The sequence below is a fragment of the Streptomyces sp. NPDC046925 genome, assembly GCF_040644915.1.
In the GTDB taxonomy this organism is placed as follows: Bacteria; Actinomycetota; Actinomycetes; order Streptomycetales; family Streptomycetaceae; genus Streptomyces.
On sequence record NZ_JBEYWZ010000007.1, the window covers coordinates 313,124 to 326,731 of the forward strand.

General features: G+C 71.8%; 12 protein-coding genes. 7 read left to right on the top strand and 5 right to left on the bottom strand.

Annotation, left to right across the window (positions count from 1 at the left end):
• Positions 1 to 103: 103 nt before the first annotated feature.
• Entirely contained in the window at positions 104 to 2,386 is a 2,283-nt protein-coding gene (locus tag ABZ906_RS28325) for a heavy metal translocating P-type ATPase (RefSeq protein ID WP_361387305.1), read from the bottom strand.
• Between the two features lie 171 nt (positions 2,387 to 2,557).
• Between ABZ906_RS28325 and ABZ906_RS28330 the strand changes: the two genes are divergently transcribed.
• Positions 2,558 to 3,550 (top strand): hypothetical protein, encoded by a 993-nt coding sequence (locus ABZ906_RS28330; RefSeq protein WP_361387308.1) that lies wholly within the window; start codon positions 2,558 to 2,560, stop codon positions 3,548 to 3,550.
• A gap of 573 nt (positions 3,551 to 4,123) precedes the next feature.
• On the opposite strand, the gene ABZ906_RS28335 is transcribed toward ABZ906_RS28330, so the two are convergent.
• Entirely contained in the window at positions 4,124 to 4,798 is a 675-nt protein-coding gene (locus ABZ906_RS28335) for a maleylpyruvate isomerase family mycothiol-dependent enzyme (protein WP_361387311.1), read from the bottom strand.
• Positions 4,799 to 4,866: 68 nt separating this feature from the next.
• Here ABZ906_RS28335 and ABZ906_RS28340 point away from each other — a divergent pair, with 68 nt between their 5' ends.
• The 3 genes from ABZ906_RS28340 (at position 4,867) to ABZ906_RS28350 (ending at position 8,552) form a co-directional block, all read left to right on the top strand.
• Positions 4,867 to 5,547, top strand: coding sequence for a hypothetical protein (locus ABZ906_RS28340; RefSeq protein ID WP_361387314.1), 681 nt, complete (start codon positions 4,867 to 4,869; stop codon positions 5,545 to 5,547).
• A gap of 20 nt (positions 5,548 to 5,567) precedes the next feature.
• Positions 5,568 to 6,641, top strand: coding sequence for a GNAT family N-acetyltransferase (locus tag ABZ906_RS28345; RefSeq protein ID WP_361387317.1), 1,074 nt, complete (start codon positions 5,568 to 5,570; stop codon positions 6,639 to 6,641).
• A 555-nt stretch (positions 6,642 to 7,196) separates the two neighbouring features.
• Positions 7,197 to 8,552: a Cmx/CmrA family chloramphenicol efflux MFS transporter gene (locus ABZ906_RS28350; RefSeq protein WP_361387464.1), complete on the top strand. Its 1,356-nt coding sequence runs from the start codon at positions 7,197 to 7,199 to the stop codon at positions 8,550 to 8,552.
• Here ABZ906_RS28350 and ABZ906_RS28355 read toward each other — a convergent pair.
• Together ABZ906_RS28355 and ABZ906_RS28360 are read right to left on the bottom strand one after the other, a co-directional pair.
• On the bottom strand, positions 8,503 to 8,775 hold the full coding sequence (locus ABZ906_RS28355) for a DUF4031 domain-containing protein (RefSeq protein WP_361194471.1): 273 nt from the start codon (positions 8,773 to 8,775) through the stop codon (positions 8,503 to 8,505). The two genes, ABZ906_RS28350 and ABZ906_RS28355, sit on opposite strands and share 50 nt — an antisense overlap.
• Positions 8,772 to 9,140 (bottom strand): hypothetical protein, encoded by a 369-nt coding sequence (locus ABZ906_RS28360; protein ID WP_361387320.1) that lies wholly within the window; start codon positions 9,138 to 9,140, stop codon positions 8,772 to 8,774. The genes ABZ906_RS28355 and ABZ906_RS28360 overlap by 4 nt, the downstream gene beginning before the upstream one ends.
• 113 nt (positions 9,141 to 9,253) lie before the next feature.
• Here ABZ906_RS28360 and ABZ906_RS28365 point away from each other — a divergent pair, with 113 nt between their 5' ends.
• From ABZ906_RS28365 to ABZ906_RS28375, 3 genes are all read left to right on the top strand, one after another.
• A complete protein-coding gene (locus ABZ906_RS28365) occupies positions 9,254 to 10,177 on the top strand; it encodes a MurR/RpiR family transcriptional regulator (protein WP_361194467.1) in 924 nt (307 codons plus the stop codon).
• A gap of 222 nt (positions 10,178 to 10,399) precedes the next feature.
• Positions 10,400 to 11,398 (top strand): N-acetylmuramic acid 6-phosphate etherase, encoded by a 999-nt coding sequence (gene murQ / locus ABZ906_RS28370; RefSeq protein WP_361387323.1) that lies wholly within the window; start codon positions 10,400 to 10,402, stop codon positions 11,396 to 11,398.
• Positions 11,399 to 11,460: 62 nt separating this feature from the next.
• Entirely contained in the window at positions 11,461 to 12,966 is a 1,506-nt protein-coding gene (locus tag ABZ906_RS28375) for a PTS transporter subunit EIIC (protein ID WP_361387326.1), read from the top strand.
• Here the strand turns inward: ABZ906_RS28375 and ABZ906_RS28380 are convergent.
• Complete coding sequence (locus ABZ906_RS28380) at positions 12,963 to 13,565, bottom strand: Uma2 family endonuclease (RefSeq protein WP_361387329.1); 603 nt, start codon at positions 13,563 to 13,565, stop codon at positions 12,963 to 12,965. The genes ABZ906_RS28375 and ABZ906_RS28380 overlap by 4 nt on opposite strands.
• Between the last annotated feature and the right edge of the window lie 43 nt (positions 13,566 to 13,608).

Consider the following 13,608-nt stretch of genomic DNA (forward strand, 5'->3'; position numbering starts at 1 on the left):
GGTGCTCTCAGAGTCTCTGAAATCGCCGCACATAGGTCTAGTCCAATTACCCAGCCTACGCGCAGATCGCCCCGGTGCGCCTCATGCGCACCGGGGTGATCGCTCAGGCAAGCGGCTTGAACCCTCGCAGGCGCAGACTGTTGCCGACCACGAAGACCGAGGAGAACGCCATCGCGGCGCCCGCGATCATCGGGTTCAGGAGGCCCGCGGCGGCCAGCGGCAGCGCGCCCACGTTGTAGGCGAAGGCCCAGAAGAGGTTCGACTTGATCGTGCCGAGGGTGCGGCGCGAGAGGCGGATGGCGTCCGCCGCCGCGCGCAGGTCCCCTCGTACGAGCGTGAGGTCGCCCGCCTCGATCGCGGCGTCCGTGCCCGTGCCCATCGCCAGGCCCAGGTCGGCCTGCGCGAGCGCGGCCGCGTCGTTCACGCCGTCGCCGACCATCGCCACGCTCCGGCCCTCCGCCTGGAGCCGCTTGACGACATCCACCTTGTCCTGCGGCATGACCTCGGCGATCACGTCGTCCGGGGCGATGCCCACCTCGGCGGCCACCGCCGCCGCGACCGCCTTGTTGTCGCCGGTCAGGAGGATGGGCGTCAGGCCCAGGGCGCGCAGGCGCTCGATCGCCTCCGGGCTCGTCTCCTTCACCGCGTCCGCGACCTCCAGGACCGCGCGCGCCTCGCCGTCCCAGGCGACCGCGATGACCGTACGCCCGGCGGCCTCGGCTTCCTCCTTGGCGCGATCGAGGCCCGCGGGCAGCCGGATCTCCCATTCGGCGAGCAGTGCCTCGCGGCCGACGAGGACCGCGTGGCCTTCGACGATGCCCTGGACGCCCAGGCCCGCGACGTTCGCGAAGTCCTCGGGGACGGGCAGCTCACCGACGCGCTCGGCGGCACCGGCGGCGACGGCCCGTGCGATGGGGTGCTCCGAGGAGTGCTCCAACGCCCCCGCGATCCGCAGGACTTCGTCCTCGCTCGTGCCGTCGGCGGCATGGGTGGCGAGCAGCGTCATCTGGCCGGTGGTGACGGTGCCGGTCTTGTCCAGGACGATCGTGTCGACCTTGCGGGTCGTCTCCAGGACCTCCGGGCCCTTGATCAGGATGCCGAGCTGGGCGCCGCGTCCGGTGCCGACCATGAGGGCGGTCGGCGTCGCGAGCCCCAGGGCGCAGGGGCAGGCGATGATCAGTACGGCGACGGCGGCGGTGAAGGCCGCCGTAAGACCGGAGCCGTTGCCGAGCCAGAATCCGAGGGTGGCGACGGCCAGGGCGATGACGACCGGCACGAAGACCGCCGAGATCCGGTCGGCGAGGCGCTGGGCCGCGGCCTTGCCGTTCTGCGCGTCCTCGACGAGCTTGGCCATGCGGGCGAGCTGGGTGTCCGCGCCGACCCGGGTGGCCTCGACGACCAGGCGTCCGCCCACGTTCAGCGTGGCGCCGGTGACCGAGCCGCCCTTCGCGACCTCGACCGGCACGGACTCGCCGGTGAGCATGGAGGCGTCCACGGCGGATGCGCCCTCGACGACCTTGCCGTCGGTGGCGATCTTCTCGCCGGGCCGTACGAGGAAGCGGTCGCCGACCTTCAAGTCGTCGACGGCGATGGTCTCTTCGCGCCCGCCGCCACGCAGGACGGTGACCTCCTTGGCCCCCAGCTGGAGCAGCGCCTTCAGGGCCGCGCCCGCCTTGCGCTTGGAGCGGGCCTCGAAGTACCGCCCGGCCAGGATGAAGGCGGTGACGCCCGCCGCGGCCTCCAGGTAGATGTTCCCGGCGCCGTCCGAGCGGGAGATGGTCAGCTCGAAGGGGTGCGTCATGCCGGGCGTACCGGCCGTACCGAAGAACAGCGCCCACAGCGACCAGACGAAGGCGGCGGACGTGCCGACCGAGATCAGCGTGTCCATCGTCGCGGCGCCGTGCCGCGCGTTCGTAAAGGCGGCCTTGTGGAAGGGCCAGGCCGCGTACGTCACCACGGGCGCCGCCAGGGTCAGGGACAGCCACTGCCAGTACTCGAACTGGAGGGCGGGGATCATCGCCATCGCGACGACGGGTACGGAGAGCACGACGGCGGTGATCAGCCGCTCGCGCAGGGGCCGCAGCTCGTCGTCGCCGTCCGGACCCTCCGCCTCCGTCTCCGTCTCCGTACGGACCGGGGCGGGCTCCTGTGCGGTGTAGCCGGTGGCTTCGACGGTGGCGATCAGGTCCTGGACGGCGACGTCCTGGCCGCGGTAGCTGACCTTCGCCTTCTCGGTGGCGTAGTTGACGGTCGCCTCTACGCCGTCCATGCGGTTGAGCTTCTTCTCGATCCGGGCGGCGCACGAGGCGCAGGTCATCCCACCGATGGCGAGTTCTACTTCTGCCACCTCGGTGGTGCCGCCGGTGGTGCCGGGTGTGGTGGGCATGTCCGCGGGCTCCTCGGTCGGGGGTACCCGGGGTGGGTACCGCTGTTCGAGATCCATGTTTACCCCTAGGGGGTATCGAACGCAAGGCGATCCGCTGCTTGACTTTATACCCAGGGGGGGTACCTTCAAAAGCCTGGAAGCCCGCTACGGACCACCCACTGGGAGCCGACCATGAAGACCGGACTGAAGATCACCGCGTTCGCCGCGGCCGTCGCCGCCACCTTCGGCACCGCGTACGGGGTGGGGCAGGGCGTCGACCCCGTGACCGCGAAGAAGAAGCCCGCGAGCGAGCACGACGCACACGCGGACCCCGGCGAGGAGGAAACCGGTGCGGGGGCGGGGGCCGGCGCGGACACCGTGCCGGGCGGCCTCCAGATCTCCGAGCGCGGCTACTCGCTCGACCTGAAGACGTCCCGCATCGAATCCGCCGAGCGCGAGGAGCTGCGCTTCACGGTGGTGAAGGAGGGGGCGGGCAAGAAGGGCGCGGGCAAGAACGTCACGGCGTACGAGAGGGAGCACGGCAAGGAGCTGCACCTCATCGTCGCGTCACACGACCTGACGACCTACCGCCACCTGCACCCCACCCGCGCGGCGGACGGCACCTGGTCGACGCCGGTCGAGCTCCCCGAGGCGGGCGGCTACCGCGTCTTCGCCGACTTCAAGCCCGTGGGCGAGAAGGAGGGTCTGACGCTGGGCGCGGATCTCGCGGTGGCGGGCGACTACACCCCGAAGCAGCTGCCCGCGCCCAACACCAAAACATCGGTCGACGGCTACGAGGTAACCCTCAAGGGCTCACTGAAGCCGGGCAAGTCCAGCGGCGTGACCCTGAACGTCGAGAAGAACGGGCGACCGGTCACCGACCTCCAGCCCTACCTCGGCTCGTACGGCCACCTGGTCGCCCTGCGCTCCGGCGACCTCGCCTACCTCCACGTCCACCCCACCGGCGAACCGGGCGACGGCAAGACCGAACCGGGCCCCAAGGTCTCCTTCATGGCAACGGCACCGAGCCCCGGCTCGTACCGCCTGTTCCTCGACTTCAAGCACGAGGGAAAGGTCCGCACGGCGGCGTTCACGGTCCAGTCTGGAGCGGGGGCGGGGGCTGTCCAGCCGGGGAGCGGAGGTGACGTGACCCCGGATGCGGATCCGGACGGCCACGATCACTAGCTTCTCCGGCACTAGCTTTTCCGGGCCGTCTGAGTCTGCGGGTGGGTGGGGGCTGATCGCGCAGTTCCCCGCGCCCCTAAAAACCACCACCCACCGCCCCTCACCAGGGCACCCCGCAAGGGGCGCGAGGAACGGCGCGACAGGGCCCTGTAAGGGGCGCGGGGAACGGCGCGACAGGGCCCCGTAAGGGGCGCGAGGAACTGCGCGACCAGCCACGACGCACCCGCAGACAAAGCCCCGCCAGGGGCGCGAGGAACGGCGCGACCAGCCACGACGCACCCGCAGACAAAGCCCCGATAGGGGCGCGAGGAACGGCGCGATCAGCCACGACGCACCCGCAGACAAAGCCCCGATAGGGGCGCGGGGAACGGCGCGATCAGCCCCCACACACCCGCAGACAAAGCCCCGATAGGGGCGCGGGGAACGGCGCGATCAGCCCCCACACACCCGCAGACAAAGCCCCGCCAGGGGCGCGAGGAACGGCGCGATCAGCCCCCACGCACCCGCAGGACAGGCCGTTTAAGGGGCGCGGGGAACTGCGCAAAGCACCCCCACGCCCCTCGCAGGGACCCCTCAGCTGAAGATCGCGAAGTCCCCTTCCTTCGCCCCGACAAGCTCATACCGCGTCCCCGCGAGCGGCCGCCCCGCGCACACCCGAATAAGAGTCGCCGCATCCCCGATAAAGCGGGCCGGTGGCCCCGCGCCATCCCCCGCGCCGAGCAGCAACGGCTCATCCCGCCCATCAAGATCCGCATGCAGCAACGGAGCGTTCACCACCCTGCTCCTCCCCGCGAGCAACACCAACGCATCGGCCAACCCGGACCCCCCATAAGCCCCCGGCAACCCCCACGCCTCACGAACATCCCCCGCATGCACCCACTCCCCAAGGGCGACCCCGTCGAGCCGCCCCGCCGCCTTGGCGATCAGCGCCCCCGCCTCCGTCATCCCCCGCTCCAGCTCGTCCACCACACGGGAGTTGGACCAATCGGCGCGCTCGGCGATGTCCCGCTCGTTGCTCTCCGGCGAGAACACGCCCTCCTCGAAGCGGCTCTCGACCACCCGCATCAGGGCGGAGCCGCAGTGCGCGAGCACATGCCGCACGGTCCACCCCGGACAACAGGTCCGGATGTCGTACGCGGCGTCGTCGGCGTCCCTCAACAGCGGTATCAGGGCGTCGCGTTCGGTACACAGAAGGCGGCCGGGCCGCTCGGGGTCGTACGTCTCGTCGTCAGTCCTCGTCGTCGTCATGGCGGCAGCCAACCCTGCCGCCGCCGCACCTGGCAACGGGTGGGCTTGCCCCGGTTTAGGGTCACACCATGGCCGACGAGAACCACGCCGACGACAACAGCCACAAGGACCTCCGCGCCCGCTGGCACGCCACCCTGCTCGGCGCGAGCGAGAAAGCCGAGAAATCCCAGAAAACCCCCGACCCCACCCCCTACGCCGACAACCTGCTCGCACGCTGGGCCGAGCCACAGCGGCGGTACCACACCACCGCCCACCTGACGGCCGTCCTCGACCACATCGACGTACTGGAAGAGCACGCGGAGGACGCCGACCTCGTACGGCTCGCGGCATGGTTCCACGACGCGGTGTACGCGCCGGACCGCTCCGAGAACGAGGAGCGCAGCGCACGCCTGGCGGAACGCGCCCTGGCCGAGGCCGGGTTGAGCGAGGAGCAGGTCGACGAGGTGGCCCGCCTGGTCCGTCTCACCGTCACCCACGACCCCGCCGAGGGCGACCACAACGGCGAGGTGCTGTGCGACGCGGACCTGGCGATCCTGGCCGCCGCCCCCGACGCGTACGCCGCGTATGCCTCCGCCGTCCGCGAGGAGTACGCCTTTGTGCCGGACGAGGACTTCCGCACGGGCCGGGCGGCGGTGCTGCGCCAGCTTCTCGCGCTGCCCCGCCTGTTCCGTACGCCGTACGGGACGGCGCGGTGGGAGGGTCCCGCGCGGGCGAATCTGGCGACGGAAATTGATCTGCTGACCGTGTGACGCTCCCGTACGCTCGCCGCATGCTTTCCATGGGTGGGGACCAGGTAGAGGAGGCCGCGGCGCACGCGGCGAAGGTGCTGCGTACGGCGGTGGGGCGGGACTGGAGCGTCAAGGCGGCCGGGCTCGACGGAAGCTGCCTCAAGACGGCCGAGCACGTCGCGGGATGCCTCGTCGCGTACGCCGGGCAGCTCACGGGGCGGGCGACCGACACGTGGGTCCCCTTCGAGATCGCCTTCGACGAGGGCTCGGGCCCCGGGGACGCGATCAGCGTCATCGAATCCACGGCCGGGCTGCTCTCGGCGGTGGTGCGGACGACTCCGCCGGGGGTACGCGGGTTCCACCCCTACCCCTCCGGCAGCGCGGACGCGGTGGGCTTCGCGGCGATGGGCGTCGCGGAACTTTTGCTGCACACGTACGACATCGCGCAGGCGCTCGGCGTGGACGCTCAGCCGCCCGCGGATCTGTGCGAGGCGGTGCTGGCCCGGATCTTCCCGCAGGTCACGCCCGCGCGGGCGCCCGAGGACCAGTGGGCGACGCTGCTCTGGGCCACGGGCCGGGTTTCGCTGGCGGGGCGCCCGAAGGTGGAGTCCTGGCGCTGGCACAACGCCCTCTGGGTGCCGGCCGGGCGGATCGTGCTGCGGGAGGTGTCCCCTGCGGCGGCGGCGGATCTCGCCGCGGGCGGTACGGGCGGTCTTACGTGGATCGAGGGCGGGCCCTACGAGGGGACGCGGAGGGCCGCGGAGATGGTGACGAAGGCGTACGCCTCCGGGGTGCACCGTCCCGAGTGGGGCATGTTCGCCCTGGTCCGGGCGGAGGACGAGGTCGCCTTGGGCGGGATGGGGTTTCACGGGCCGCCGGACGAGGAGGGGGTGGCCGAGGTCGGCTACGATCTGGCGCCTGCCGCGCGCGGCCGGGGTTACGCCTCGGAGGCGCTCGCCTCACTCTCCGCCTGGGCCCTGCCCCGGCCCGGGGTCTCGGCGCTCCTGGCCTTGATCGAGCCGGAGAACACCCCGTCCCAGGCGGTAGCCACCCGAGCGGGCTACACCCGCACCCCGGACCGCGAAAACCTCCACGCCTACCTCCGCAAGCCCTAACCCCCACGCCCCTACGCCCGCGAGGCCTAGCCGCCGCTGATACCGACGGCCCTGCGTCCGCCACCCCCAGCCGCCGCCCCCCTGGGCCCACACCCACCACACCCAGCCGCCCCTGAACACCCCCGAACCCACGCCCACTACGCCTAGAGGCCGCTGAGAACTTACGGGCCTCGCCCGCCACACCTAGCCGCCGCTTCGCGGCGAATTTCCCCACCCACCCACCCGTTCACCCCGCGTCACACAACACCGGGCAAACGGGCGGGCGGGTGGGAGAGCCTGGACCCGCGCCCCCACCGGCGCACAGCCGCAGACCGCCGCCAGCCCGGCACAGGCAGGGGGGTCCGGCACTCGACGCCGGGCAAACGGGCGGGTGGGTGGGAGAGCCTGCACCCGGAGCCCCCACCGACGCACAGGCCCCCGCCAAGGAATGCCCCGCACACCCCCCGCGTTCAACACGTCATGCCGTCCCCTGCTCAAAACCCCGCCACCAACCCCGGCGCCAACCCCAGCACCAAGCCCGTCACCAACCCCGCCCCCAAGCCCGGCGCCAGCCGAATGCCCGTAGCCGTATACATCCTCGGCCTCGCCGTCTTCGCCCTCGGCACGAGCGAGTTCATGCTCTCGGGGCTCCTGCCCCCCATCGCGGACGACATGAACGTCAGCATCCCCCGCGCGGGCCTCCTCATCTCCGCCTTCGCCATCGGCATGGTCATCGGCGCCCCCCTCCTCGCGGTGGCGACCCTGCGTCTCCCCCGCCGTACGACCCTGATCACGCTCATCACGGTCTTCGGCCTGGGTCAGGTCGCCGGCGCGCTCGCGCCCACGTACGAGGTCCTCTTCGCGTCCCGCGTCATCAGCGCGTTCGCCTGCGCGGGGTTCTGGGCGGTGGGCGCGGCCGTCGCCATCGCGATGGTGCCGGTCAACCAGCGGGCCCGCGCCATGGCGGTGATGATCGGCGGCCTGTCCATCGCGAACGTCCTCGGCGTACCCGCGGGCGCCTTCCTCGGCGACAACTTCGGCTGGCGTTCCGCCTTCTGGGCGGTGGGAGTCGCCTCCGCGATCGCCCTCGTCGGCGTGCTCACCCTCATCCCCCGCATCCCGCTCCCCGCGGAGAAGCCGCGTCTGAAGCAAGAGCTCGCCATCTACCGCGACCGGCAGGTCTGGCTCTCCATCACGATCACCGCGCTCGCGGCAGGCGGCGTCTTCTGCGCGTTCTCGTACCTCTCGCCGCTCCTGACGGACGTCGCGGGCCTCGACAAGGGCTGGGTCCCCACCGTCCTCGGCCTCTTCGGCGCGGGCGCCCTCGTCGGCACGGCGATCGGCGGCCGCTTCGCCGACGCGCACCTCTTCGGCGTCATGCTGAGCGGCGCCGCGGCCTCGACGCTGTTCCTCGTGGCCCTCGCCCTCTTCGCCGGTACGGCACCCGTGGCGATCGCCCTGTCCTTCCTCCTCGGCGTCTCCGCCTTCTACACCGCCCCGGCGCTCAACGCCCGTATGTTCAACGTCGCGGGCGCCGCCCCCACCCTCGCGGGCGCGACCACGACGGCCGCGTTCAACATGGGCAACACGGGCGGCCCGTGGCTCGGCGGCACGGTCATCGACCTCAAGCTGGGCTACGAGGCGACCGCGTGGGCGGGCGCCGCGATGACGGCGGTGGCGATCGCCGCGGTGACCGTCTCCCTGCGCCTGCACCGGCGCACCCCGAGCCGCGTGGTGACGACCTCCGGACACACAGAGACACCCGGCCCAAGGAACGCCTCCGGTCACACAGAGACGCCCGCCCCAAGGAACACCTCCGGACACACAGAAACGCCCGCCCCAAGGAACGCCTCCGGTCAAACAGAGCCCCTGTTGGACTCCGCTACGCCGGCGCCGGACGCCCCTTCGGCCGCCTCAACCCCGCGTCCGTAAGCCTGCGCACCAGCTCCTTGGAGCCGATCTCGACCGCGCCCGCGCGCACCGCGTCCTCGTAGCGGTGCGAGGGCAGGTCGTAGTGGTCGCGCTCGAAGGCGCGGCGCGGGGCGCCGATGCCCGCCGCGAACGCGTGCAGTTCCTCGTACGAGGAGTCGCTGACCAGGTGCGACCACATGCGGCCGTGCCCCGGCCAGGTCGGCGGGTCGATGTAGACGGTCACGCCGGATCGCCCGTCAGGCCGCCCACCGGGGCGACCACCACGCCCGCCTTGGCGCACACCCAGTGCGGGTCGGGGCCCAACTCCGGCTCCACCTCAAGGGCGTGCGGGTCGCCCGAGCCGCAGACCGGGCAGATCGGCCAGCGGCCGTAGCGTTCGAGGATTCCGTCCTGGACGTCCTGGGCGACCAGGCCCGCGACGTACTCGACGCCCTCGGGCCACTGCTCGACCCACCAGCGGCGGTGCGCCACCGACTCCTCGACCAGCGAGACGACCTCCGCCTCGGCGACCTCACGCGCCGCGAGGTCGGCGAGGACAAGTGCGCGAGCGGCGTGCAGCGCCTGCTCCAGGGGGTCGATCGCGTCCATGCAGCCATTGTCCACCCCACGCGCAACCCGCCGAAGATCCACTCGACGGATGTGACCGAGATCGGGACCAAGGGGGTCTTGACCGACCACCGGTCCGAAAATATCTTTCAGACGTGACCAATGACGTGAAGGAAATTTTCGCGGGTGCCGCGCCCCCCGCCCCGGCCGCCCTCGCGGCCAAGGTGCGCACCCTCGCGCCGTCCATGACCCGCTCCATGCAGCTGGTCGCCGAAGCCGTCGCGGGCGACCCGGCAGGCTGCGCGGCCCTCACGGTCACCGGCCTCGCCGAGCTCACCGGCACCAGCGAGGCCACGGTGGTCCGCACCGCCCGCCTCCTCGGCTATCCCGGCTACCGCGACCTGCGCCTCGCCCTCGCCGGACTCGCCGCCCAGCAGCAGTCGGGCCGCGCGCCCGCCGTCACCGCCGACATCGCCGTGGACGACCCGATAGCGGACGTCGTGGCGAAGCTGGCCTACGACGAGCAGCAGACCCTCGCCGACACCGCCGCCGGACTGGACACCGTGCAGCTCGGGGCGGCCGTCGCCGCCCTCGCCGCCGCGCCCCGCACCGAGATCTACGGCGTCGCGGCCTCGGGCCTGGTCGCCCAGGACCTCGCGCAGAAGCTGCTGCGCATCGGTCACATCGCCCATGCGCACTCCGACCCGCACCTGGCCGTCACGAACGCCGTGACGCTGCGCTCCAAGGACGTGGCGATCGCGATCACGCACTCCGGGTCGACCGGTGACGTCATAGAGCCGCTGCGGGTGGCCTTCGAGCGCGGGGCGACGACCATCGCGATCACCGGCCGCCCCGGCAGCCCCGTCTCGCAGTACGCGGATCACATCCTGACCACCTCCACCGCCCGCGAGAGCGAGCTCAGGCCCGCCGCGATGTCCTCGCGGACCAGCCAGCTGCTCGTCGTGGACTGCCTGTTCGTGGGCGTCGCCCAGCGGACGTACGACAGCGCGGCCCCCGCACTGGCCGCCTCGTACGAAGCACTCGCGCACCGCCACAGCCCACGCGGCGGCACCCGCTGACCTCCGCCACGCGGACGTAGAGGGACTCCGGCCCCCGCCCCGCGGCCGGCGCTCCGCTCACAACGCCCGCCCGCCGACCCGGCCCGCGCGACGGCAGCCGCTGCCCCCGCCGACCTTCCGACCGCCGGAACCGCCCACCTCCCGACCGCCGGAACCGCCCACCTCCCGAGGGCGCCCCGCGATCACCCGCCACCCCCGCCGCACACGAAAGAGCCGCACCTCATGACCTCCACGACCGACGGCGCCATCCCCTCCCCCTCCCCCAATCCCGGCAGCGGAGAGACGTACGGCGAACTCCGTGCCCAGCTGGACACCCTCACCACGGAGGCGTTCCGGCCCGAGCTCTCCGAGATCGACCGGCTGCCCACGCCGGAGATCGCGAAGATCATGAACGGCGAGGACGCCACCGTGCCCGCGGCCGTCGCCGAGCAGCTCCCGGCGATCGCCGCCGCCATCGACGGCACCGCCGAGCGCATGGCCCGCGGCGGCCGGCTCATCTACGCGGGCGCGGGTACGGCGGGGCGCCTCGGAGTGCTCGACGCCTCGGAGTGCCCGCCCACCTTCAACACCGACCCGGCGGAGGTCGTCGGCCTCATCGCGGGCGGCCCGAGCGCCATGGTCACGGCGGTCGAGGGCGCGGAGGACCGCAAGGACCTCGCGGCCGGGGACCTGGACGCGCTCGGCCTCACCGCGGACGACGTCGTCGTCGGCATCTCCGCCTCGGGGCGCACCCCGTACGCGATCGGCGCGGTCGAGCACGCGAAGGAGCGGTACGGCGCGCTCACCATCGGCCTCTCCTGCAACGCGGACAGCGGTCTCGCGGCAGCCGCCGACCACGGCATCGAGGTCGTCGTGGGCCCCGAGCTGCTCACCGGCTCCACCCGGCTGAAGGCGGGCACGGCCCAGAAGCTCGTCCTGAACATGCTGTCGACGATCACGATGATCCGGCTCGGCAAGACCTACGGAAACCTGATGGTGGACGTACGCGCGTCGAACGAGAAGCTGCGCGCCCGCTCGCGCCGCATCGTCTCCCTGGCCACCGGCGCCTCCGACGAGGAGATCGAGGCCGCGCTCGCCGCCACCGACGGGGAGGTGAAGAACGCCATCCTCACCATCCTCGGCGGGGTGGACGGCCCCACCGCGGCCGACCTCCTCTCGTCCTCGGACGGCCACCTCAGGGCCGCCCTGGACACCGCCCGCACGACCCCCCGCACGACCTGACTCACCTTCCCCAGCCGCTGCGAAGAACAGCGCCACCCTGCACACAGCAAGGCACCCGCACCATGGCAACTGACAAGAACCGCGCCACAGCCGCCGCGATCCTCCCCCTCGTCGGCGGCGCCCGGAACGTCACCTCCATCGCCCACTGCATGACGCGCCTGCGCCTGGGCCTCGCCGACCGTTCGCTGGTCGACGACGAGGCACTGAAGGCACTGCCCGCCGTGATGGGCGTGGTCGAGGACGACACGTACCAGATCGTGCTCGGCCCGGGCACGGTCGCCCGTGTCACCCCGGAGTTCGAGGCCCTGGTGGCGGAAGCCGGGGCGGCGCCCGCGCCGGAACCCACCCGCACCGCCGACGAGTTGGCGGCGCAGGGTGCGGCGCTCAGGGCGGCCCGCAAGGAGAAGAACGCGACGCCGTTCAAGCTCTTCCTGCGCCGCATCGCGAACATCTTCGTGCCGCTGATCCCGGCCCTGATCGGCTGCGGCATCATCGCGGGCATCAACGGCCTGTTGATCAACCTGGAGTGGCTGCCGGGCATCACCCCGGCGCTCGCGGCGATCGCCTCCGGATTCATGGCGCTCATCGCGGTGTTCGTGGGCTTCAACACGGCGAAGGAGTTCGGCGGTACGCCGATTCTGGGCGGCGCGGTCGCCGCGATCATCGTGTACGCGGGTGTCGCGAACATCGAGGCGTTCGGCCAGAAGCTGTCGCCGGGCCAGGGCGGTGTCCTGGGCGCGCTCGGCGCGGCGGTCCTCGCCACGTACATCGAGAAGTGGTGCAGGAGGTGGGTCCCGGAGGCGCTTGACGTCCTGGTCACCCCCACCATCACGGTCCTGCTCTCCGGCCTGGTCACGATCTTCGGCCTGATGTTCCTGGCGGGCGAGGTCTCGACGGGCATCGGCACGGCGGCGAACTGGCTCCTGGACAACACGGGCGCCTTCGCGGGCCTGGTCCTGGGCGGTCTGTTCCTGCCCCTCGTCATGCTGGGCCTGCACCAGGCCCTGATCCCCATCCACACCACGCTGATCGAGCAGCAGGGCTTCACGGTCCTGCTGCCCATCCTGGCGATGGCGGGTGCGGGCCAGGTGGGCTGCGCGATCGCGGTCTACAAGCGCCTCAAGCACAACACCTCGATCCGTACGACGATCAAGTCCGCGCTCCCCGCGGGCTTCCTGGGCGTGGGCGAACCCCTCATCTACGGCGTCTCGCTCCCCCTGGGCCGCCCCTTCATCACGGCGTGCGTGGGCGGCGCCGCGGGCGGCGCGTTCATCGGGTTCTTCTCGATGATCGGCGAGAAGGTCGGCTCCACGGCGATCGGCCCCTCGGGCTGGGCCCTGTTCCCCCTCCTGGACGGCAACAAGGGCCTGGGCCTCACGATCGCGATCTACGGCGGCGGCCTGCTCGTCGGCTACGTGGTGGGCTTCTTCGCGACGTACTTCTTCGGCTTCAGCAAGCAGATGCTGGTGGAACTGAACACGGAGAAGACCCCCCACGACCAGGTGGTCGCGGGTTCCCCCGCCGCGGCGACGTCCGCGGACCCGGCCAAGTCACCGGCGGCGGTCTAGCCGGGGAAGCCGGCCGTATCGACGGTCGCCGCGAACGGCTCCGGCAGCTTGAGGCTCTCCCCGAACGGCACCCGCTCGGCGTGCTTGTACGCCCCGTTCTGCGGGCCTGTGAACAACGTGGCTGTCGGGCCGTGCTCGTCGAAGCGGTCCACGAGCAGGTAGACCGGGACCGGGGCGTGCGCGTAGGCCCACAGCTTCTTGGTGCGGTCGTCCTTGGCGTTGCTCTGCGAGGTGATCTCGACGACGAGCAGGGTCTCCGACGCGTCCAGAGGGTCGTTGGTGTCGGGGTCGGCGGCGTCGACGACCTCTCTGGGGGCCAGCACCAGGTCGGGCACGTACAGCTTGTCCAAGGGGGCGATGTGGATGCCGAGGGTCTGGTAGACCTCCAGCTTCTCGGAGATCACCCCGTAGAGCAGCCTGTGCAGCATGGCTGCGATTCCGTTGTGGTGCCTGTGCGGCGGCGGTACCAAGACAATCTGCCCTTCATCGATCTCGGCGTGCCAGCCTTCCGGCACATCCAGCTCACGCCATGCCTGAAGCAGGAGGTCCCACGAACGGCGGTCAGGAGCCGTGTCGTGCTCGACCAGTGCTGCGGTCATCGCGGGTCCCTTCTCTTGGCCTACGGCGCGTGAGCGTAGATCG

What these genes read in the sequence shown, in the direction of transcription:
- ABZ906_RS28350 (WP_361387464.1), top strand. Translation starts at nt 7,197, where the DNA reads ATGCCCGTAGCCGTATACATCCTCGGCCTCGCCGTCTTCGCCCTCGGC.
- ABZ906_RS28380 (WP_361387329.1), bottom strand. Translation starts at nt 13,565, where the DNA reads ATGACCGCAGCACTGGTCGAGCACGACACGGCTCCTGACCGCCGTTCG.
- ABZ906_RS28330 (WP_361387308.1), top strand. Translation starts at nt 2,558, where the DNA reads ATGAAGACCGGACTGAAGATCACCGCGTTCGCCGCGGCCGTCGCCGCC.
- ABZ906_RS28325 (WP_361387305.1), bottom strand. Translation starts at nt 2,386, where the DNA reads ATGCCCACCACACCCGGCACCACCGGCGGCACCACCGAGGTGGCAGAA.
- ABZ906_RS28375 (WP_361387326.1), top strand. Translation starts at nt 11,461, where the DNA reads ATGGCAACTGACAAGAACCGCGCCACAGCCGCCGCGATCCTCCCCCTC.
- ABZ906_RS28340 (WP_361387314.1), top strand. Translation starts at nt 4,867, where the DNA reads ATGGCCGACGAGAACCACGCCGACGACAACAGCCACAAGGACCTCCGC.
- ABZ906_RS28345 (WP_361387317.1), top strand. Translation starts at nt 5,568, where the DNA reads ATGCTTTCCATGGGTGGGGACCAGGTAGAGGAGGCCGCGGCGCACGCG.
- ABZ906_RS28360 (WP_361387320.1), bottom strand. Translation starts at nt 9,140, where the DNA reads ATGGACGCGATCGACCCCCTGGAGCAGGCGCTGCACGCCGCTCGCGCA.
- ABZ906_RS28335 (WP_361387311.1), bottom strand. Translation starts at nt 4,798, where the DNA reads ATGACGACGACGAGGACTGACGACGAGACGTACGACCCCGAGCGGCCC.
- murQ (WP_361387323.1), top strand. Translation starts at nt 10,400, where the DNA reads ATGACCTCCACGACCGACGGCGCCATCCCCTCCCCCTCCCCCAATCCC.